The organism is Pantoea sp. Cy-639 (assembly GCF_011752525.1).
GTDB lineage: Bacteria > Pseudomonadota > Gammaproteobacteria > Pseudomonadales > Pseudomonadaceae > Aquipseudomonas.
On record NZ_VWXI01000011.1, the window covers coordinates 53,222 to 75,958 of the forward strand.

General features: G+C 68.1%; 9 protein-coding genes. 4 read left to right on the plus strand and 5 right to left on the minus strand.

What is annotated here, in order from left to right; translation table 11 throughout:
* Nucleotide 1: 1 nt before the first annotated feature.
* On the minus strand, nucleotides 2–529 hold the full coding sequence (locus F3J43_RS14860) for an RNA polymerase factor sigma-70 (RefSeq protein ID WP_166887722.1): 528 nt from the start codon (nucleotides 527–529) through the stop codon (nucleotides 2–4).
* Between the two features lie 321 nt (nucleotides 530–850).
* On the opposite strand from F3J43_RS14860, the gene F3J43_RS14865 reads away from it, so the two are divergent.
* Entirely contained in the window at nucleotides 851–13,789 is a 12,939-nt protein-coding gene (locus tag F3J43_RS14865) for a non-ribosomal peptide synthetase (protein WP_166887727.1), read from the plus strand.
* Between the two features lie 66 nt (nucleotides 13,790–13,855).
* Here F3J43_RS14865 and dsbG read toward each other — a convergent pair whose 3' ends face one another.
* The 3 genes from dsbG to dsbD are packed head-to-tail and all read right to left on the minus strand — an operon-like array spanning nucleotide 13,856 to nucleotide 17,164.
* A complete protein-coding gene (gene dsbG, locus F3J43_RS14870) occupies nucleotides 13,856–14,614 on the minus strand; it encodes a thiol:disulfide interchange protein DsbG (RefSeq protein ID WP_166887730.1) in 759 nt (252 codons plus the stop codon).
* Between the two features lies 1 nt (nucleotide 14,615).
* Nucleotides 14,616–15,446 (minus strand): TlpA disulfide reductase family protein, encoded by an 831-nt coding sequence (locus F3J43_RS14875; protein ID WP_166887734.1) that lies wholly within the window; start codon nucleotides 15,444–15,446, stop codon nucleotides 14,616–14,618.
* On the minus strand, nucleotides 15,446–17,164 hold the full coding sequence (gene dsbD / locus F3J43_RS14880) for a protein-disulfide reductase DsbD (protein ID WP_166887738.1): 1,719 nt from the start codon (nucleotides 17,162–17,164) through the stop codon (nucleotides 15,446–15,448). The genes F3J43_RS14875 and dsbD overlap by 1 nt, the downstream gene beginning before the upstream one ends.
* Nucleotides 17,165–18,013: 849 nt before the next feature.
* On the opposite strand from dsbD, the gene F3J43_RS14885 reads away from it, so the two are divergent.
* The 3 genes from F3J43_RS14885 to F3J43_RS14895 all read left to right on the plus strand — a co-directional run bounded on the left by F3J43_RS14885 (nucleotide 18,014) and on the right by F3J43_RS14895 (nucleotide 21,622).
* Complete coding sequence (locus tag F3J43_RS14885; RefSeq protein WP_166887741.1) at nucleotides 18,014–18,697, plus strand: response regulator; 684 nt, start codon at nucleotides 18,014–18,016, stop codon at nucleotides 18,695–18,697.
* Nucleotides 18,694–20,016: an ATP-binding protein gene (locus F3J43_RS14890; protein ID WP_166887744.1), complete on the plus strand. Its 1,323-nt coding sequence runs from the start codon at nucleotides 18,694–18,696 to the stop codon at nucleotides 20,014–20,016. Before F3J43_RS14885 ends, F3J43_RS14890 begins: the two co-directional genes overlap by 4 nt.
* A gap of 211 nt (nucleotides 20,017–20,227) precedes the next feature.
* A complete protein-coding gene (locus F3J43_RS14895) occupies nucleotides 20,228–21,622 on the plus strand; it encodes an aspartate aminotransferase family protein (RefSeq protein ID WP_166887747.1) in 1,395 nt (464 codons plus the stop codon).
* A gap of 45 nt (nucleotides 21,623–21,667) precedes the next feature.
* Here the strand turns inward: F3J43_RS14895 and F3J43_RS14900 are convergent, their stop codons facing one another.
* A complete protein-coding gene (locus F3J43_RS14900; RefSeq protein WP_166887750.1) occupies nucleotides 21,668–22,603 on the minus strand; it encodes a siderophore-interacting protein in 936 nt (311 codons plus the stop codon).
* Between the last annotated feature and the right edge of the window lie 134 nt (nucleotides 22,604–22,737).

Sequence of the window (22,737 nt, forward strand, 5' to 3'; positions counted from 1 at the left end):
TTCAGACCTGGCGGCTGCTCTTGCGGCAGTGGATCAGTGCGTCGCGGATCATGAAGTTGACCAGTGTCGGCGATACGCCCAGTTCCTTGGCGATGTCCTTCTGCGGCACGCCATGCAGGCGATACATCTCGAAGGCGTAGCGGGTGCGCTGGGGCAGTTCGTTGAGGGCGTCGGCAATGTGCTCGAGCGTGGCGAGGTTGATGTGGGTGGCTTCGGGCGAGGCGTTCTGGATGACCACGTTCAAGCCTTCCTCCTCGCTGCCGGAGTATTTCAGCTCCATGGCTTGCTTGCGGTAGTGGTCGATGGCCAGGTTGCGCACGATCTGGAACAGGTAGCTGAGCTGGGCCTTGAACGAAGAGGTGATCTGCGGGGCGGCACTGAGTCGGAAGAAGGCGTCCTGGACCACGTCTTCGGCACGGGAGCGGCAACCGGTGATGCGCGCGGCGATCTTGACCAGGATGCTGCGGTTGTCGACGAAGGCCTGGAGTAAGGGTGAATCGCACTTACTTGTGGATAGTTGTTCCGCCATGGAAGTCACCTTGTCTCGGAAGGGAAAGGGAGCACACCGAAAGGGGATGCTTCCTACGACGAGCGACAAGCTATGCAGAATGATAATGATTGTCAATTGCGAAAGCTAATGAGTATTTATTCGATGTTGTGCTAAGCCGCAGGCTGTGAAGCACTTCAACTTTCCGGCCTTGCCCGCTACCGCTGCGGCAGTCGGGCGACGCTAATTTCTTGCCTTGCCCATCCGTTCCCCTGTGTACATCCGGCTGCCCATCGCCGCCGTCCGCGCCCTTGCGCGGCGTGGTGTGGGCGCGACTTACCCAGACACTGGCAGGAACATTCCATGACGGACGCCTTCGAACTCCCGCAATCGCTGGTCCAGGCCCTGGTGCAGCGCGCTGCCCGGACCCCGGACCAGGTCGCCTTGCGCTTTCTCGCCGATGCGCCTGGCGAGCAGGCCGTGCTCAGTTACCGGGACCTCGATCAGCGTGCCCGGACCATCGCTGTGGCGCTGCAGGCCCAGGCCGGCTTCGGCGAGCGCGCGGTGCTGCTGTTCCCCAGTGGGCCGGACTATGTGGCGGCCTTCTTCGGCTGCCTGTACGCCGGCGTGATCGCGGTACCGGCCTATCCCCCGGAGTCCTCGCGCCAGCACCACCAGGAGCGCCTGCTGTCGATTATCGATGACGCCGAGCCACGCCTGCTGCTCACCGTCGAGGCGCTGTGCGACAGCCTGCAGGGGCTCGGTGGCGACAAGGCGCCGGGCTTGCTGGCGGTCGACGGGCTGGACCCGTGCCTGGCCGGGCAGTGGCAGCCACCGTTGCTGGCGGCCGATGACATCGCCTTCCTGCAGTACACCTCGGGTTCCACCGCGTTGCCCAAGGGGGTGCAGGTCAGCCACGGCAACCTGGTCGCCAACGAGCAACTGATCCGCCACGGCTTCGGCATCGACCTGAACCCTGACGATGTGATCGTCAGTTGGTTGCCGCTGTACCACGACATGGGCCTGATCGGCGGCCTGCTGCAGCCGATCTTCAGCGGCGTGCCCTGCGTGCTGATGTCCCCCGGCTACTTCCTCGCCCGGCCACTGCGCTGGCTGCAGGCGATCAGCGAATACGGCGGCACCATCAGCGGCGGCCCGGACTTCGCCTACCGCCTGTGCAGCGAACGGGTGAGCGACGCGGCCCTGGCCGGGCTCGACCTGAGCCGTTGGCGTGTGGCCTATTCCGGTTCCGAGCCGATCCGCCAGGACAGCCTGAGCACCTTCGCTGCCAAGTTCGCCGCTTGCGGTTTTGCGGCCGACAGTTTCTTTGCCAGCTACGGCCTGGCCGAGGCCACCCTGTTCGTCAGCGGCAGCCGTCGCGGCCAGGGTATCGGCGCCCTGGCGCTGGACGCCGAGGCGTTGGCCGGCAATCGCGCCGAGCCGGGCCAGGGCAGTGTGCTGATGAGTTGCGGCTACCCGCAGCCGGGGCATACGGTGCGCATCGTCGAGCCGGGCCGGCAGTTGTCGCTGGGCGACAATCAGGTTGGCGAGATCTGGGCCGCCGGCCCGAGCATCGCCTTGGGCTATTGGCGCAATCCCGAGGCCAGTGCCCGCACGTTCGTCGAGCGCGATGGCCAGACCTGGTTGCGCACCGGCGACCTGGGCTTCCTGCGCGACGGCGAGGTGTTCGTCACCGGACGCCTGAAGGACATGCTCATCGTGCGTGGCCAGAACCTCTATCCGCAAGATCTGGAAAAGACCCTCGAGCGCGAGGTGGAGGTGTTGCGCAAGGGCCGTGTGGCGGTATTCGCCGTGGATGACCAGGGCGAGGAGGGGATCGGCGTGGCGGTGGAGATCAGTCGCAACGTGCAGAAGGCGGTCGAGCCCAGGGTGTTGATCGATACCCTGCGCCGGGTGATCGCCGATGCCTGCCGCCAGGCTCCGGCAGCGGTGCTGCTGCTCAACCCGGGCGCCTTGCCCAAGACGTCCAGCGGCAAGCTGCAGCGTTCGGCCTGCCGCCTGCGCATGGGCGATGGCAGCCTGGATTGCTATGCACGTTTTCCGGCGCTTGAGCCGGCAAGGGCTGGAGGACACGTTGCCGACCCATTGCAGGCGCGCATCGCCGCAGTCTGGCGCGAGGTGCTCCAGGTCGAGGCGGTGGCGGCGGACGATCACTTCCTGCTGCTGGGCGGCAACTCCATCGCCGCTACCCAGGTGACCGCGCAGCTCACTGACGAACTGGGGACCCAGCTGGGCCTGCGGACCTTGTTCGAGGCGCCGACCCTGGCCGAGTACAGCGCCGCCGTGGCGGTCCAGCTTGCCGCGGGAGGTAGCGCGCCGGGTGCGATCGAGGCTTGTGATCGCGCCCAGGCGCTGGCGCAATCGCTGGCCCAGAACCGTTTGTGGCTGTTGTGGCAGTTGCAGCCGCAATCGGCCGCCTACAACATTCCGGCGGGGCTGCACTTGCGTGGCGAGCTCGACGAAGCGGCCCTCGAGGCCAGCTTCAAGGCGCTGGTGGCCCGTCACGAATCCCTGCGCACGCTGTTCGACGAGGTCGACGGCCAGGCGTTGCAGCGCGTCCTGCCGCAGATGCCGCTGACCTTGCAGCGCTACGACCTCGAGGGCCTGGCGCCGGACGAAGTGGCCGCGCGCCGGGAGGACGAGGCGCAGCAGCCGTTCGACCTGCGCCAGGGGCCGCTGCTGCGGGTGACCCTGGCGCGTCTGGGCGATGAAGAGCACCAACTGTGGGTGACCTTGCACCATATCGTCGCCGACGGCTGGTCGCTGAATATCCTGCTCGACGAGTTCGCCCGCCTGTACGCGGCCCGGGGGCAGGCGGCGTCGCTGCCTGAGCTGGCGCTGGGGTATGCCGACTATGGCCGTTGGCAGCGCCAGTGGCTGGCCGGCGGCGAGGCCGAGCGCCAACTGCGCTACTGGACCGCCAGGCTGGGTGATGACCTGCCGGTGCTCGACCTGTGCACCGACCAGCCACGCACCAGCCAGCAGGCCAACAGCGCCATGCGCTTGAGCGTGAAGGTGCCCGCCAGCCTGGGGACGGCCCTGAAGGCGTTGGCCCGTGAACGGCAGGCCAGCCTGTTCATGGTCCTGCTGGCCGGTTGGCAGGCGCTGCTGCACCGTTATACCGGCCAGGGCGATATCCGCGTCGGCGTGCCCAATGCCAACCGCCCGCGCCTGGAAACCCAGGGCATGGTCGGCTTCTTCATCAACACCCAGGTGCTGCGTGCCGAGCTCGATGGCCGCCTGCCGTTCGCCCGGCTGCTGGAGCAGGTACGCCAAGCTACCCTGGAGGCCCAGGCCCATCAGGACCTGCCGTTCGAGCAACTGCTCGAAGCCTTGCCCGAGGCGCGCGAGCAGGGGCTGTTCCAGGTCATGTTCAACCACCAGCAGCGCGACCTGTCGGCCCTGCGCCGGCTGCCGGGCCTGCTCGCCGAAGAGTTGCCATGGCACAGCCGCGAGGCCAAGTTCGACCTGCAGTTGCACAGCGAGGAAGACCACCTGGGGCGCCTGACCCTGGCTTTCGACTATGCCGCCGAGCTGTTCGAGGCGACTACCGTCGAGCGCCTGGCCGGCCACCTGTTGGCCCTGCTCGAGCAGGTGTGCGCCGATCCGCAGCGGGCGCTGGGCGACGTGCGCCTGCTCGATGAGCCCGCCCAGGCGCAGTTGCTGGCCTGGGGCCAAGCCGTGATGCCAGGCGCCGAGCGGCTGCTGGTCGAGCAGCTCAACGAGCAGGCGCGGTTGACCCCCGAGCGCACCGCGCTGGTCTGGGAGGGCGGCCAGCTCGACTATGCCGAGCTGCACCAGCAGGCCAACCGCCTGGCCCACTACCTGCGTGACAAGGGCGTCGGCCCGGATACCCGCGTGGCCATCGCCCTGGAGCGTTCGCCGCAACTGCTGGTAGGCCTGCTGGCCATCCTCAAGGCCGGCGGCGCCTATGTGCCGCTGGACATCGACTACCCAGCCGATCGCCTGGCCTACATGCTCACCGATTGCCAGGCTGGCCTGCTGCTCAGCCACAGCGACCTGCTCGAGCGCCTGCCACAGGTCGACGGTGTCGGCGCCATCGCCCTTGACCAGTTGCACCTGGACAACTGGCCGAGCCAGGCGCCCGGCCTGCACCTGCACGGCGACAACCTGGCCTATGTGATCTACACCTCCGGTTCCACCGGCCAGCCCAAGGGCGTGGGCAACACCCATGCGGCCCTGGCCGAGCGTCTGCACTGGATGCAGCAGACCTATGCGCTGCAGGCCAGCGACGTGCTGATGCAAAAGGCGCCGATCAGTTTCGACGTATCGGTGTGGGAGTGCTTCTGGCCCCTGGTCACCGGCAGCAAGCTGGTGCTCGCGGGGCCGGGCGAACACCGTGATCCGCAACGCATCGCCCAGTTGGTCCAGCAGCATGGGGTGACCACGCTGCACTTCGTGCCGCCGCTGTTGCAGGTGTTCGTCCAGGAGCCGCAGGCCGCTGCCTGTACCAGCCTGCGCCGGTTGTTCAGCGGTGGCGAGGCGCTGTCCGCCGCGTTGCGCGACCGGGTGCTGCACCTGCTGCCACAGGTACGGCTGGACAACCGCTATGGCCCGACCGAGACCGCTATCAACGTCACCCACTGGCAATGCCAGGCCAGCGATGGCGAGCGCTCGCCGATCGGCCGGCCGCTGGGCAATGTCCTGTGCCGGGTGCTCGACGATGGCTTCGAACCTTGCGTGCCAGGTGTGCCGGGTGAACTGTGCCTGGGGGGCGCAGGGTTGGCCCGAGGCTACCTTGGTCGCCCGGGCCTGACCGCCGAGCGCTTCGTGCCCCAGCCCGACGGCAACGGCGCGCGCCTGTACCGCAGCGGTGACCGGGCGCGCTGGCATGTGCCCAGTGCGTCGCTGGACTACCTCGGACGCCTCGACCAGCAGGTGAAGGTGCGTGGTTTTCGTGTCGAGCCCGAGGAAGTGCAGGCGGTGCTGCTGGCCCAGCCTGGCGTCGAGCAGGCCCTGGTGCTGATTCACCAGGACGCCGTCGGCGCCCAGTTGGTCGGCTACTACAGTGGTGTCGAGCAGGATGCCGCGTTGCTGCAGGCCCTGGCCGAGCGCCTGCCGTCCTACATGGTGCCGGCGCAGTTGATCCACCTGGCGCGGATGCCCCTGGGGCCAAGTGGCAAGGTCGAGCGCAGGGCGCTGCCGGCGCCGGTCTGGCAGCAGCGTGAACATGTCGAGCCGCAGGGCCCACTGCAACAGCAGGTCGCGGCGATCTGGCGCGAGGTGCTTGGGTTGAAGCAGGTCGGCCTGCGGGATGATTTCTTCGCCCTCGGTGGTCACTCGCTGCTGGCGACCCAGGTGGTCTCGCGCACCCGTCAGGCGCTGGATGTCGAGTTGCCGCTCAAGGCCTTGTTCGAGGCCCGCGAGCTGGGGGCTTTCTGCGCCGAGGTCGCGCGCTTGCACGAAAGCGGCGCGCGCAACCGGCAGGGCGCGATTGCCCGGGTCGATCGACGCCAGGCCGTGCCATTGTCCTACTCCCAGCAACGCATGTGGTTCCTCTGGCAGATGGAGCCGGACAGCCCCGCCTACAACGTCGGCGGCATGGCGCGCCTGAGCGGCGTGCTGCATGTGGATGCCTTCGAACGCGCCTTGCAGGCGTTGATCGTGCGCCACGAGACCCTGCGTACCACCTTCCCCAGCGTCGACGGCAAGCCGTGCCAGTGCGTGGCCGACGACAGCAGCCTGCAACTGCAGTGGCACGATTTCACTGCTGGCGCCGCAGACACCCGGCAGCGACGCCTGCAGCAACTGGCGGACGACCAGGCGCACCAGCCGTTCGACCTGGCCTGGGGGCCATTGCTGCGCGCCTGCCTGGTGAAGACCGCCGAGCGCGAACACTACTTCGTGCTGACCCTGCACCATATCGTCACCGAAGGCTGGGCCATGGACATCTTCGCCCGTGAGCTGGCCGAGCTGTACGAGGCCTTCGTCGACGAGCGCGAGTCGCCGCTGGCACCGCTGCCGGTGCAGTACCTGGACTACAGCGTGTGGCAACGCCAGTGGCTGGAGAGCGGCGAGGGTGCGCGCCAGCTGGCCTACTGGCAGGCACGCCTGGGCGATGAGCACCCAGTGCTGAGCCTCCCCAGCGACCGCCCGCGTCCGGCGGTGCAGAGCCATCGTGGCGGGCTGTACCGCTTCGACCTCGCCCCGACACTGGTCGAACGCGTTCACGCCTTCAACGGCCAGCGTGGCCTGACCCTGTTCATGACCATGACCGCCACCCTGGCCGTCCTGCTGCACCGCTACAGCGGCCAGCGCGACCTGCGCATCGGCGCGCCGGTGGCCAACCGTATCCGCCCGGAAAGCGAAGGGCTGATCGGTGCCTTCCTCAACACCCAGGTGCTGCGTTGCGAGCTGGACGGGCAGATGAGCGTCGCCGCGTTGCTCGAGCAGGTGCGCCAGGCCATTGTCGAAGGCCAGTCGCACCAGGACCTGCCGTTCGAGCAACTGGTCGAGGCACTGCAACCACCGCGTTCGAGCGCCTACAATCCGCTGTTCCAGGTGATGTGCAACGTACAGCGCTGGGCTTTCCAGCAGAGTCGCGAGCTGGTCGGCATGCAGGTGGACTACCTGGTCAACGACGCCAGCGCCACCAAGTTCGACCTGTATCTCGAGGTGACCGACCTCGATGGCCGCCTGGGCTGCTGCTTCACCTATAGCCGCGACCTGTTCGACGAGCCGCGCATCGCCCGCATGGCCGAGCACTGGCAACAGCTGCTGGTGGCCATGCTCGACGATCCAGGGCAGCGGCTGTGCGAGCTGCCGATGCTTGGCGCGGCCGAGCGGCAACTGTTGATCGGCCAGCTCCAGGGCGAGCAGGACTGCGCTCTCGACCAGACCCTGCACGGCTTGTTCGCCGCCCAGGCCGAGCGCACGCCCGGCGCCCTGGCGCTGACCTTCGCCGGCCAGCACCTGAGCTACGCCGAGCTGGAGCAGCGGGCCAATCGCCTGGCCCGCGCCCTGCGCGAGCGCGGGGTCGGCCCGCAGGTCCGCGTCGGCCTGGCGCTGGAGCGCTCGCCGGACATGGTGGTCGGCCTGTTGGCCATCCTCAAGGCCGGTGGCGCCTATGTGCCGCTGGACCCGGAATACCCGATCGACCGCCTGCGCTACATGATCGAGGACAGCCGCCTGGGCCTGCTGCTTGGCCAGCGCGGGCTGCTCGAGCGCCTGGCGCCGCTGCCCGAGGGCGTGGCCAGCTGGTGCCTGGAGGATGACGCCGCGCACCTGTCGGGCTACAGCGATGCTCCGCTGGACAACCTCAACCTGCCGCAGCACCAGGCCTACCTGATCTACACCTCCGGTTCCACCGGCCAGCCCAAGGGTGTGGTGGTCAGCCATGGCGAGATCGCCATGCACTGCCAGGCGGTGATCGCCGCGTTCGGCATGCGCAGCGACGACTGCGAACTGCACTTCTATTCGATCAACTTCGATGCCGCCAGCGAGCGGCTGCTGACCCCGTTGCTGTGCGGCGCCCGCGTCGTGCTGCGGGCCCAGGGCCAGTGGGGCGCCGAAGAGATCTGCCAACTGCTGCGCGAGCAGCAGGTGAGCATTCTCGGCTGCACCCCGAGCTATGGCAGCCAGTTGGCCCAGCACCTGGCCGGGCAAGGCCAGCGATTGCCGGTGCGCCTGGTGATCACCGGCGGCGAGGCGCTGACCGGCGAGCACCTGCAACGCATCCGCCAGGCGTTCGCGCCGCAGCAGTTGTTCAACGCCTACGGGCCTACCGAAACCGTGGTCATGCCACTGGCCTGCCTGGCTCCGGACACGCTGCCCGGCGAGGCCGGCAGCGTGCCGATCGGGCGGGTGATCGGGGCGCGCAGCGCCTACATCCTCGACGAGGACCTGGCCTTGCTGCCGCCGGGCGGGATCGGCGAGCTGTATATCGGTGGCGCCGGCCTGGCCCAGGGCTATCACGACCGTCCAGGCCTCAGCGCCGAGCGCTTCGTCGCCGACCCGTTCAGTCATGACGGTGGCCGCCTGTATCGCACCGGCGACCTGGTGCGGTTGTGCGCCGACGGTCTGGTGGAGTATGTCGGGCGCGCCGACCAGCAGGTGAAGATCCGCGGTTTCCGCATCGAACTGGGCGAGATCGAGAGCCGTCTGCAAGCGCACGCGGATGTCGAGGAGGCCGTCGTCCTGGCCCTGGACCTTCCGGGTGGCAGGCAACTGGTCGGCTACCTGGTGTGCGCGCAGGCCTCGGCCGACAGCGAGGCGCAGGCCCTGTTGCGCGACGCGGTCAAGGTCGATGCGCGCCGGCATCTGCCGGAGTACATGGTGCCGGCGCACCTGGTGCTGCTCGAGCGCCTGCCGCTGATGGGCAACGGCAAGCTCGACCGCCGCGCACTGCCGGCACCGGACCTGGAACAGGCGCGCCAGCATTACCTGGCCCCGGCCAATGCGCTGGAAAGCCAGTTGGCGCAGGTCTGGCGCGAAGTGCTCAACGTGCCGCGCATTGGCGTGCAGGACAACTTCTTCGAGCTGGGCGGTGATTCGATCCTGTCGATCCAGGTGGTCAGCCGCGCTCGTCAGTTGGGCTTGCAGTTCACCCCGCGCGACCTGTTCCAGCACCAGACCATCCAGACCTTGGCGGCGGTGGTCACCCGCAGCGCGGCGCCCAGCGACATCGAGCAGGGGCTACGCCAGGGCCGCACCGCCCTGACGCCGATCCAGCACTGGTTCTTCGACAGCGCAGTGGCGCAACCACAGCACTGGAACCAGGCGGTGCTGCTCGAGGGACGCCAGCCACTGCAGGCCGAGCGCCTGGAGCGGGCCCTCGGCGCGCTGGTGGCGCACCACGACAGCCTGCGTCTGCGCTTCGTCCAGGCCAATGGCCGCTGGCACGGCGACTACGCCCAGGCGGGCGGCCAACCGCTGTTGTGGACCGCCACGGTCAGCGACTTTGCCGACTGCCAGGCGTTGTACACCGATGTGCAACGCAGCCTGGACCTCGATCAGGGGCCGCTGCTGCGAGGGTTGCTGCTGACCGACGGGCAGGGGGCGCAACGCTTGCTGCTGGCGATCCATCACCTGGTGGTCGATGGCGTGTCCTGGCGGGTGCTGCTGGAAGACCTGCAGGCGCTGTACCGCGGCGCCACGCTGGCGGCCAAGACCCATGCCATGAGCGATTGGGCCGCGCGCCTGGCCAGCTATGCCGGCAGTGATTCGCTGCGCGACGAGCTGGACTGGTGGGAAACCCAGCTGGGCGACGCCTGCCTTGAACTGCCCTGCGACCACCCTCAGGGCGGCAACCTGCAGCGTCATGCCCGAAGCCTGGCCATCGAGCTGGACACCGAACAGACCCGGCAATTGCTGCAGCAAGCCCCGGCGGCGTACCACACCCAGGTCAACGACCTGCTGCTGACCGCCCTGGCGCGCACCCTGTGCCGCTGGACCGGCGATGCGCAGGTGTTGGTGCAGCTCGAGGGCCATGGCCGTGACGGTCTGTTCGAAGACATGGACCTGACCCGCAGCGTCGGCTGGTTCACCAATGCCTATCCGCTGAGCCTGAGCCCCGTCCCGGGCGATGACGAGGCGGCCCGGGCGGCGTCGATCAAGGGCATCAAGGAGCAACTGCGCCAGGTCCCGCACAAGGGCCTGGGGCATGGCGTGCTGCGCTACCTGGCCGATCCGGCCGTGCGCGAACGCATGGCAGCGTTGCCCCAGGCACGCATCACCTTCAACTACCTCGGCCAGTTCGACCAGCAGTTCGACGCCACGGCGCTGTTCCAGCCGCTGGATGAACCGGCGGGCCTGCCCCATGACCTGGAGGCGCCGCTGCCGAACTGGCTGAGCGTCGATGGCCAGGTGTATGGCGGTGCCCTGCAGTTGCGCTGGCGCTTCAGCAACGAGCGCTTCGAGGTATCGACCATCGAGGCCTTGGCCGAAGCCTATCGCCAGGAACTGCTGGCCCTGGTCGCGCATTGCCTGGCCGAGGGCAACGGCAGCTTCACGCCGTCGGACTTCCCGCTGGCGCAACTGACCCAGGAGCAGATCGATACGTTGCCGGTGCCGGCCGCCGAGATCGAAGACGTCTACCCACTGACGCCGATGCAGGAGGGCCTGCTGCTGCATACCCTGCTGGAGCCAGGCACCGGTCTGTACTACATGCAGGACCGCTATCGGATCGACAGCGCCCTGGATCCCGAGCGTTTCACCCAGGCCTGGCAGGCCGTGGTGGCACGCCATGAGGCACTGCGCGCATCGTTCAGCTGGAACGCCGGCGAGGCGATGCTGCAGATCATCCACAAGCCGGGCCGCCTGCCGGTGGACTACCAGGATTGGCGTGACCTTGACGAGGCCGCCCAGGAACAGCGCCTGCAAGCCTTGCACAAAGAGGAGCGCGAGGCCGGCTTCGAGCTGCTGCGCGAGGCGCCATTCCACCTGCGCTTGGTGCGGGTGGCCGATGAGCGCTACTGGTTCATGATGAGCAACCACCACATCCTGATCGATGCCTGGTGTCGTTCGCTGCTGATGAACGACTTCTTCGAGCTGTACCAGGCCCTTGGCGAAGGCCGCCCGGCGGCGTTGCCGGTGCCGCCGCGCTACCGCGACTACATCGGCTGGCTGCAACGTCAGGACCTTGCCGAGGCGCGCCAATGGTGGCAGGACAACCTGGCCGGCTTCGAACGCGCCACGGCCGTCCCCAGCGACCGTCCGCTGCGCCATGACCATGCCGGCGACGGCATGCAGGTGGGAGACTGCCATACCCGCCTGGAGGTCAGCCAAGGCGCGCGTCTGCGCGAGTTGGCCCAGGCCCATCAGCTGACCGTCAACACCTTCGCCCAGGCGGCCTGGGCCCTGACCCTGGCACGCTACAGCGGCGAGCGCGACGTGGTGTTCGGCGTCACCGTGGCCGGGCGTCCGGTGAGCCTGCCGCAGATGCAACGAACGGTCGGGCTGTTCATCAACAGCATCGCCCTGCGCGTGCAACTGCCCCGACCAGGCGAGCGCCGCAGCGTGCGCCAATGGTTGCAGGCGTTGCTCGAATGCAACATGCAACTGCGCGAGTACGAGTACCTGCCGTTGGTGGCCATCCAGGAATGCAGCGAGCTGCCCAAGGGCCAACCCTTGTTCGACAGCCTGTTCGTGTTCGAGAACGCGCCGGTGGAGAGCGCCGTGCTCGACCATGCCCAGCACCTGAATGCCAGTTCCGATTCGGGCCGGACCCACACCAACTTCCCGCTGACTGCGGTGTGCTACCCGGGCGATGACCTTGGCCTGCACCTGTCGTTCGACCAGCGTTACTTCGACTTCCCCACCATCGAGCGCCTGCTGGGCGAGTTCAAGCGCCTGCTGCTGGCGCTGCTGGACGGCTTCGAGGGCGACGTGGACGCACTGCCATTGCTGGGCGCGCAGGAGCAACGCTTCCTGCTCGACGACTGCAACCGCACCGAACACGTCTATGCGCTGGAGCAGAGCTATGTCGAGCTGTTCGAGGCGCGGGTCGCCGCTCATCCGCAGCGCACGGTCGCGCGCTGCCAGGAGGCGTCCTACGACTATGCCGGGCTGAACGTGGCGGCCAACCGCCTGGGCCATGCCCTGGTGGCGGCGGGCGTGGCCATCGACCAGCCGGTGGCGCTGCTGGCCGAGCGCGGCCTGGCCCTGCTGGGCATGATCGTCGGCAGCTTCAAGGCCGGCGCCGGCTACCTGCCGCTGGACCCGGGCCTGCCGGCGGCGCGCCTGCAACGTATCGTCGAGCTTAGCCGCACGCCGGTGCTGGTGTGCAGCGCCGCCTGCGCCGAACAGGCGCGCCTGCTGCTCGATGAAGTGGCCGGCGCGGTGCGCCCGAAGCTGCTGGTCTGGGAAACGGTGCAGGCAAGTTGCGTGGACTGCGCCAACCCAGGCATCCACAGCAGGCCGGACAACCTCGCCTACGTGATCTACACCTCAGGCTCCACCGGCTTGCCGAAGGGCGTGATGGTCGAGCAGCGCGGCATGCTCAACAACCAACTGAGCAAAGTGCCGTACCTGGCGCTGGACGAGCAGGACGTGATCGCCCAGACCGCCTCGCAGAGCTTCGACATCTCGGTCTGGCAGTTCCTCGCCGCGCCCTTGTTCGGCGCCACGGTGCAGATCGTGCCGAACGCCATCGCCCATGACCCGCAAGGGTTGCTGGCGCACGTCCAGGCCACCGGTATCACCGTGCTGGAAAGCGTGCCGTCGCTGATCCAGGGCATGCTGGCGGGTGACCACCAGGCGCTCGACGGCCTGCGCTGGATGCTGCCGACCGGCGAGGCGATGCCCCCCGAACTGGCCGCGCAGTGGTTGCAGCGTTACCCGGCGATTGGCCTGGTCAACGCCTATGGCCCGGCCGAGTGCTCGGACGACGTGGCGTTCTTCCGGGTCGACGAGGCCTCTACCCGTGGCAGCTACCTGCCGATCGGCACGCCGACCGACAACAACCGGCTGTACCTGCTGGGCGAGGATCATGCCCTGGTGCCGCTGGGGGCGGTGGGCGAGTTGTGCGTCGCCGGCAGCGGTATCGGCCGTGGCTATGTCGGTGACCCGCTGCGTACCGCCCAGGCTTTCGTTCCGCATCCCCATGGCGCGCCGGGCGAGCGCTTGTACCGCACCGGCGACCTGGCTCGTCGTCGTCCGGATGGCGTGCTCGAGTATGTCGGGCGCATCGATCACCAGGTGAAGATTCGCGGCTATCGCATCGAGCTGGGCGAGATCGAGGCGCGCCTGCATGAACAGGCGGAGCTGCGCGATGCCGCAGTGGGCGTGCAGGAGGGCGCCAATGGCAAGCATCTGGTCGGCTACCTGGTGGCACGCCAGGACGTGATTGCCGATGGCGCGCTGCTCGAACGGATCAGGCAGCGCCTGCGCGCCGAGTTGCCGGAATACATGGTGCCGCAGCACTGGGGCTGGTTCGACGGCCTGCCGCACAACGCCAACGGCAAGCTCGACCGTAAGGCCTTGCCCGTCATCGACATCGGCGGTCGACACGGCCAGGACTACCTGGCGCCGCGCGATGAGCTGGAGCAGACCCTCGCCGGTATCTGGGCCGAAGTGCTCAAGGCCGAACGGGTCGGGGTGCGCGACAACTTCTTCGAACTGGGCGGGCACTCGCTGCTGGCCACGCAGATCGCCTCGCGGGTGCAGAAGGCGTTGCAGTTGAACGTGCCACTGCGGGCGATGTTCGAGTGCAGCACCGTGGAGGCGTTGGCCGAGTATGTGAGGGGGTTGCAGGACAGCGCGCTGGACACGGACAAGGTCGATCGGCTGAGCGACCTGATGGCGGAGCTGGAGGCGTTGTAGCCTCGGACCCTCGCCGGCCCCACCCGCACCCTTGTTCGAGGGTGCGGGTGGGGCCGGCGACGGCGTTCAACGCTTGCCGAGGATCTTGCCGAGCATTTCCGGGCGCGGCGCGCCCTGCTGGCTCTGCAGGTTGCCGTGCTCGTCCTGGTAGAAGATCGCCGGGGTGGCTGCCAGCCCCAACTCCTCCATCAGCGCCATGTTCAGCTCGAGCTTCTTCTGCACCGCCTCCGGCACTTTCGCCAGTGGCTTGAGCGTGCTGGCCTTGCCGGCCTTCTCATGGCTCAGCAAGGCCGTGGCCGGGTCCTTGGCCGCGAGCAGCGCGGCGGACTTGCCGGGGCTGTCTTCGCGGATGATGCCGACCATGATGTGGCGTAACTGCACCTTGCCTGACTCGACCCATGGTCGGGCCTGTTCCCAGAACATGTTGCAATACGGGCAGTTGGGGTCGCTGAACAGGTAGACGACGCGCGGCGCGTCGGCCTTGCCGTCGGCGATCCATGCGGTCTTTTCCATCTTCGCCCAGATCTCTTTGCTCATCGGCGCGTACACCAGCTTTTCCAGCGGCTCGGCACTGAGGTCCTTGCCTTGTTCGTCGAACAGGCTGCCGACCAGCACATGCTTGCCATCCGCTGTCAGGTAGAGGGCGATGCCGTTGTTCTGGTATTCGGCGGCATAGCCGCGCAGGCCGTCGGGCGCGTCGAAACTGCCCTTGATCACGGCGCCCTTGGCTTGCAGTTGCTGGACCGCCTTGGGCAGTTCCTCGGCTTGCAGCGCCGGGGCGGCGAGCAGGGCGAGGGTGAGGGGCAGTAGCGCATTCAATCGCATGTCATTTTCCTTGTGGTACAGGCGCCTCGGCGCTGTCGAAGGGTTCCAGGGCGTGACGCAGGCTGGCGCGGGACAGCTCGCCCAGGTGGCTGCCGACCAGACGTCCGTCGGCGTTGTAGAACAGGGTGGTGGGCAGGGCCATGGAGCCGACCTTGCGCGCCAGTTCGCCGGTGCCGTCGAACAGCACGTTGGCCAGGTTCAGCCCGGTGGTGGCCATGAACGTGCTGACGTTTTCCGGGGTTTCTCCCTGGTTGACGAACAGGAAGGTCACATGAGGGTAGTCGCTCTGGGCCTGTTGCAGCACCGGCATTTCGCGTCGGCAGGGCGGGCACCAGGTGGCCCAGATGTTGATCACCAGCGGCTTGCCGCGGTAGTCGTGCAGGGCCACGGCCTGGCCGCGGCTGTCGCGCAGGGCCATCTGCGGCAGTTCGGTGCCTTTGCTGTAGAGGTGGCTGGCCAGGCTGGCGAGCCCCCAGAACAGCGCGCCGCTGACCAGCGCCCAGCCCAGCGGCCGGCGCAGGCCCGGGCGTCTCCAGCCCTGCCACAGGGTGCCCAGGACGATGCCGAACAGGCCGCCCCAGAGCAGGAAGCCACCGTCGCGGATGTCGATGACCTGCAGCGGATCGTCGCGGTACATCGGCCAGTAGGCAAAGACGAAACCCAGGCGAGCGAACAGCAGGCCCAGCAGGAACAGGTTGAACAGCGCCGACTCGGGGTTCTCGCCGCCGCGCTTGGCCACGCGCCAGCCGACCAGGCTGGCGATGCCCAGGGCGGCGAGCAGCAGCAGGTGGTTCAGGGCCATGGTCAACGGCCCCAGGGTGACGGTCAGCATCAGCCTTGGCTCCTGGTCTGGGCCCAGTGTTGCAGGAAGGCGGCGGCATCCACCTCGCCGGTGATGCGTCGGGCACGGCGCTCGTCACCTTCGGGGCCGATCCACACCAGGCTGGGCGGGCCTGGTACCTGGTAGCGACGCAGCAGTTCGCGGCTGGCCGGGGTGTCGGCGGTCACGTCGAGGCGCAGCAGGTGCACGCCAGCGAGGCTGGCCTGGACATCCGGCCGGGCGAACACCTGTTTTTCCATGACCTTGCATGACACGCACCAGTCGGCATAGTAGTCCACCAGCACCCATTGGCCATTGGCCTTGGCGGTCTCCAGCTGGCGTTGCAGGTCGGCTGGGTTGTCCACCGTGGTGAAGGCGTCGTGGCTGCTGCCTGGCGCCGGGCCCGTGGCTTGGCCGACGAAGGGCTGCAGGGGTTGCCAGAGATCGTTGCCACCGGCGGCGGCACCGACCAGCAGCAGGCCGCCCCACAGGGCGCCCAGCAGGGGCACCGCGCGCAAGGCGGGCAGGCTGTGCAGCGCCGGCCAGGCGGCCCAGCCCAGGGCGATCAGCCAGGCGCCGGCCAGGGCCAGCAGCAGCGCCTCGGGCAGCAGGCTGCGCACGGTGTACAGCGCCATGGCCAGGAACACGAAGCCGAACACGCCCTTGACCCGGTTCATCCAGGCACCTGGGCGGGGCAGGAAACGGTTGCCCAGGGTCACCAGCAACAGCAGCGGCACGCCCATGCCCAGGCCCAGGCTGAACAGCACCAGGGCGCCTTGCAGCACGTCGCCGCTCTGGGCGATGTACAGCAGGGCGCCGGCCAGCGGCGCGGTCATGCAGGGGCCGAGCAGCAGGCCCGACAGCGCGCCGAGCAGCGCCGCGCCGTACAGGTTGCCGCCACGGGTACCCCGGCCGGCGCGGTCGAGGCGATCGCGCAGGGTGGCAGGCAACTGTAGTTCGAAGGCGCCGAACATCGGCAGGGCGAGGAGCACGAACAGCGCTGCCAGGCTGCCCAGCAGCCAGGGTTGCTGCAACCAGGCCTGCAGGCTGGCACCGAGCAGCGCGGCGACCACGCCCAGGGCGGCGTACACCAGGGCCATGCTCAGCACGTATACGCCGGCCAGCAGCCAGCCGCGCCGGGTGTTGGCGCCGTTGCCCAGGACCAGCCCGGCGAGGATCGGCAGCATGGGTAACGAGCAGGGGGTGAAGGCCAGCAGCAAGCCGAGGCCGAAGAAGGCCAGCAGACTCCAGGCCAGGGTGCCTTGCTGCAGGCCGCTGGCCAGGGCTTGGTCGCTGGCCTGGGCGGGCGCCTGGCTGGCGACAGTTTCGCCGCCGAGGGCGATCGGGGTGGTCTGTGGCGGGTAGCACAGGCCGGCGTCGGCGCAGCCCTGCCAGCCCAGGCGCAGCTCGCCGCTGGCGCTGGCAGGCAGCAGCAGCTCGAGTTGCTGACGGTAGACCGCGCTGTCGCCGAAGAACTCATCGTGGTGGTTTTGTGCCTGGGGCAGCGCGGGCTGCTGGTCCACGGGCAGACCGTCGAATTTGAGGCGTTTCTGGTAGAGGTAGTAGCCGTCCTGGATCTGGAAATGCAGGCGCATCTGGCCATCGGGCAGGCGCTCGTGGGTCAGCACGAAGGCCTGGTCGACTGGCAGGAAGTCCGGTTTGACGGCAAAGGGGTTGGCCTGGAGCGGGCCGGCGAGCAGGAATGTCAGGAAGAGCAGGAGAACACGCATGTCGACGCCTTGGTAGAGCTTGGGATGGTGGCATGCTGGCCTTGGCTTATTAACGGAAGGTTAACCGGGGGAAGCAGATTGGGCGAGGGTGGGCAGGTGTCTGGCGATAGTCTGTGGGGGCCTGTCAGATCGAGCGCCGCCCGCGCGGCGCATCGCGGGCTATCGCCCACTCCCACATTTGTTTCGGGCCAATCTCTCCTGTGGCATTGCCTGGTCCGCCTTGTTGGCATGGAGAGGTTTCAGCGCGGGCGCTGCTGGCGCTTCGCCTGGCTTGAGGCATGCACCAAGGCGCACAGCGACAACATCACATGACTGCATCGCCCGAAACAGATGTGGGAGTGGGCGATAGCCCGCGATGCGCCCTGCTGGCATGGCGAGGTTTCGGCGCGGGCGCTGCTGGCGCTTCGCCTGGCTTGAGGCATGCACCAAGGCGCACAGCGACAACATCACAGGACTGCATCGCCCGAAACAGATGTGGGAGTGGGCGATAGCCCGCGATGCGCCCTGCTGGCATGGCGAGGTTTCGGCGTGGGCGCTGCTGGCGCTCCCCCTGGCTTGAGGCATGCACCAAGGCGCACAGCGACAACATCACAGGACTGCATCGCCCGAAAAAAATGTGGGAGTGGGCGATAGCCCGCGATGCGCCGCGCGGGCGGCGCTCGATCTCAAGAGCGCTACAAATCTTCCGACGAGCATGCTCGACCACACCACAAAACCTCCAACAACCCCCTGTTGCCCCCCACATCCCCTTATCAACAATCCCAAACGACGCACCCACCGAAAAGGTCCATAATCCCCCCTTAATCACCACCCTGTGCAATGCCCGCATCCCACCCCGAGGACTCCCCCATGCACGTTCTGCTCTGCGAGGACGACGACCTGATCGCCAGCGGCATCTGCGCCGGCCTCTCGGCCCAGGGCCTGACCGTGGACCGGGTGGCGAGCGCTTCGCAGGCCCGTCAGATGCTCCAGGCCGCGCAGTTCGACGTGATGATCCTCGACCTCGGCCTGCCCGACGAAGACGGCCTGAAACTGCTGCGGCGCCTGCGTCAGCAAGGCGAGACCCTGCCCGTGCTGGTGCTCACCGCGCGCGACGCCGTCACCGACCGGGTCGACGGCCTGCAGGCCGGTGCCGACGACTACCTGCTCAAACCCTTCGACCTGCGCGAACTGGCCGCACGCCTGCACACCTTGTTGCGTCGGGTCGCCGGGCGCGCGGTGAATGTCATCGAACATGGCCCGCTGTGCTACGACCCGAGCAGTTGCGCGGCGACCCTGGCCGGGCAACCGGTGGACCTGTCGCGCCGCGAGCAGGCGCTGCTCCAGGCCTTGCTGCAGAACCCCGGGCGGGTGCTGTCCGGCGAGCAGCTCAAGGACTGCGTCTACGGTTTCAGCGATGAAGTCGAGAGCAACGCCCTCAACGTGCATATCCACCACCTGCGGCGCAAGCTCGGCAATGGCATCGTCGAGACCGTGCGCGGGCTCGGCTACCGCCTGGGCCCTGCGCAGGCGCCCGGAGAGGCCGTCTCGTGAGCCTGCGGGTACGCCTGTCGCTGATCCTCGGCAGCGCCTTCATCGTCATCTGGGTGCTGGCCGCCGCCTGGATGCTGCGCGACCTGCGCCAGCAGATGATGTTCTCCCTCGACCAGCGCTTGGTGGCATCGGCGCGAATGGTCGCCGGGCTGATCGACCAACTGCCGCAACCACTGGCGGCCAAGGGCCAGGAGGCGCACTTCTCGGCCGACCAGTTCAGCGTGCCGGACGGCATGGCCTGCCAGGTCAGTTCGCTGCGTGGCGAGATCCTTGCCAGCAACCACAAGCACGATGGTGCGATGGACGATCAGCGCAGCGGTTTCCGCGACCAGACCATCGACGGTGCCTCGTGGCGCACCTTCACCTATAACCACGGCGATGTGCGCATCACCACCGCCGACCGGCACATGGAGCGCGAGGCGCTCAACCAGTCGATCCTGCTGGCCGCCTCGGCGCCGGTGCTGATGGCCCTGCTGGGCAGCCTGGGCTTGGTGTGGATCGGCCTGGGCAAGGGGCTGGCCCCCCTCAACCGCATGCGCGATGCCTTGCGCAGGCGGCGGGCCGACAGTGTCGAGCCGTTGCGGGTGGCTGGGCTGCCGAGCGAGTTGCAGCCGTTGCTCGACACCCAGAACCAGCTGTTCCTGCGCATTGCCCAGACGATCGAACGCGAACGCCGGCTGACCGACGATGCCGCTCACGAACTGCGCAGTCCGCTGACCGCGATCAAGACCCACTTGCAGGTGGCACGGATGACCGATGGCGCCATACGCGAACAGGCGCTGGAGCATGCCGAACAGGGCGCCGACCGCATGCATCGCACCCTGGAGCAGTTGCTGATGCTGGCCCGGGTCGAGGGCAGCCTGTCGTTCGACGATGGCGTGCAGTGCAGCGCCGAACAGGTGGCGCGCCAGGCGGTGCAGGATGCCGGTGGTGGCGACAACCGGCGCATCCTCCTGCGCCTGCCTGACGAGGCGGCGCAGGTCTACCTCGGCATGCCGGCGCCACTGGCGGTGGCGGCCCTGCGCAACCTGCTGGACAACGCCCTGCGCCATGGCGGCGACGCGGCGGTGGAGCTGGAGGTACAGGCGCGGGATGGGCAGGTGGGTTTCCTGGTACGTGACCATGGGCCGGGGATTCCCGAAGAAGACCTGCAGCACCTGACCGAGCGTTTCTGGCGCAACGGCCAGAGCGGTGGTTGCGGCCTGGGCCTGGCCATCGTCCAGGCGATCGTCCAGCGTTGCGCTGGCAGCTTGCGTTTCGACAGCCAGGCCGACGGCCTGCGGGTGTGGTTGCAGGTGCCGGCGCGCCCGGCTGGCTGACCGTGAAAGCGCCACCCGGCCCACTTCCGGCGAGCGGCACGGTTCGTGGGAGCGGGCTTGCCCCGCGATCAGGTCGGGCTGGCCCGACAAATCCCGCACCAAGCGCTAAATCCTTGCCTCGCCAAAGCGTTTTCCTTGCGACAACCACCCGCACACATCCGGTTACAGGAAGCGTGGCGGGCACATTCGCTTGCTTGCGAGGGCTTTTCCGATGTCGACCGCTTCCAGCCTTGCCCAGCGCCAGCCCGCCACTGCGGCGCAGGCCCTGTACGAATTTGCCGATTCCCCGCTGTTGCTGCGTCAGCAGCAGCAAGAGTCCAACGCCCGCAGTTATCCACGGCGCATTCCCCTGGCACTCAGGCGTGCCCGTGGCATCCATGTCGAGGATGTCGAGGGTCGCCAGTTCATCGACTGCCTGGCCGGCGCTGGCACCCTGGCCCTGGGGCACAACCACCCCGTGGTGGTCGAGGCGATCCAGCGGGTACTGGCCGACGAGTTGCCGTTGCATACCCTGGACCTGACCACGCCGGTCAAGGACCAGTTCGTCCAGGACCTGTTCGCCCTGTTGCCCGAGCCCCTGCGGCGTGAGGCGAAGGTGCAGTTTTGCGGACCGACCGGCACCGATGCGGTGGAGGCGGCGCTCAAGCTGGTGCGCACCGCCACCGGGCGCAGCACCGTGCTGGCCTTCCAGGGTGCCTATCACGGCATGAGCCAGGGCGCGTTGAGCCTGATGGGCAGCCTCGGGCCGAAGAAGCCGCTGGGGGCGCTGCTCAACAGTGGCGTGCAGTTCCTGCCGTACCCCTATGACTATCGCTGCCCGTTCGGCCTGGGGGGCGAGGCCGGGGTGCGTGCCAACCTGCACTACCTGGAAAACCTGCTGGGCGATCCCGAGGCCGGGGTGGCGCTGCCAGCGGCGGTGATCGTCGAGGTGGTGCAGGGCGAGGGTGGGGTGATCCCGGCGGACATCGAGTGGTTGCGTGGCCTGCGGCGGATCACCGAGCAGGCCGGGGTGGCGCTGATCGTCGACGAGATCCAGAGCGGTTTCGCCCGCACCGGGCGGATGTTCGCGTTCGAGCACGCGGGCATCGTGCCGGACGTGGTCACCCTGTCCAAGGCTATCGGCGGCAGCCTGCCGCTGGCGGTGACGGTCTACCGCGACTGGCTCGACCAGTGGTCGCCAGGCGCCCATGCCGGCACTTTCCGCGGCAACCAGATGGCCATGGCCGCCGGCTCGGCGGTGATGAACTATCTGGTCGAACAACGTCTGTGCGAGCACGCCGAGGCCATGGGGCAGCGCCTGCGTGGACACCTCGAGCGCCTGGCCCGGGACTATCCGCAACTGGGTGATATCCGTGGGCGCGGCCTGATGCTTGGGGTCGAACTGGTCGACCCGGCAGGCACGCTCGATGCGCTGGGACATCCGCCGGCGTGCCGGCTGTTGGCGCCGAAGGTGCAGCGTGAGTGCCTGCGCCGCGGGCTGATTCTCGAACTGGGCGGGCGTCATGGCGCGGTGGTGCGCTTCCTGCCGCCACTGATCATCGACGCCGCCCAGGTCGACGAGGTGGCGGGGCGTTTCGCCGAGGCACTGCGGGCGGCGGTTGCTTGAGGTCTGTCCGGGGCCGCTTGCGGCCCCATCGTCTCGGTCTGGCGTTCAGTCGCCGAAGGTTCGTCCGGCGCGCCAGTAGCCCATCAGCGACAGGCTGTCCCGTGGCAGCCCGCAGGTCTGGATCAGGTGGCGGCGAATGTCCATCACGGTACCCGACTCACCGGCGACCCAGGCATGGAAGTCGCTGCGTTCGCCGCTGGCCTGTTCCCACGGCAGGCGCTTTTCGATATCCACGTCCTCCAGTCTGACCGCCTTGCCGGGCTTGGGCGTTGGCAGCGTGGCCAGTTCGCGCACGGCATGCTGCATGCCCTGGCCATGATCGCAGCGCAGCAGGTCGCGGGGCAGCCAGTGCAGGCGGGTCGCCGGGCTGTGGCGCAGGTCGAGGCAATCGGTCTCCAGGGGCACCTCGATGAAGGCTTCCACCGGCAGTTCGGTGGCGTTGTCGGCCAGCGCCTCGAGGATACCGGCCAAGGCTGGCAAGGCGGTCTCGTCACCCACCAGCAGGATGCGCCGTGCGCTGCGCGGCGGCTTCCATTCATAGCCACCGGGGTCGCCGGCGTACGCCAGGTTGGGCGCGGCCATCTGCAGGCGGTCGCCGATCCGGGCGTGGGTGGCCCAGGCCGAGGCGGGGCCGTTGACGCCGTGCAGGACGAAGTCGACGTCCACCTCGCGGGCTTCGCGGCGCAGGGCACGGATGGTATAGGTGCGCATCGGTGGCGTGTCCTCGGGCGCGAGGTTGCGGCGTGCTTGTTGCCACTGGCCGTCCTTGGGCAAGCCGGGCGCGGCGCCGGATGGCGTGGGGAAGAACAGCTTGACGCGCTGGTCGGGGGCGAGGGTGGTCATCTGCGTCACGTCCTCGCCGCTGAAGACGAAGCGGCACAGCGAAGGGCTCAGGCGCTCGATGGCCTTGAGGCGAAGGTCGAAGATCCGGTAGGGAGTGGCTTTGGCTGGACGGATCAGTCGGTCAATCAGGGCGGTCATGGTCGAGCCTCTGTCGGCAAGGGGTACTGAACAGACGAGTCACTGAAGGCGCGAATTAGCAGCGGGCTGCCCCGGCTTAAATTTCACCGTGCAGGTTACGTCCTAGCTTGGATAGAAACCGCCGCGGGCGGGAG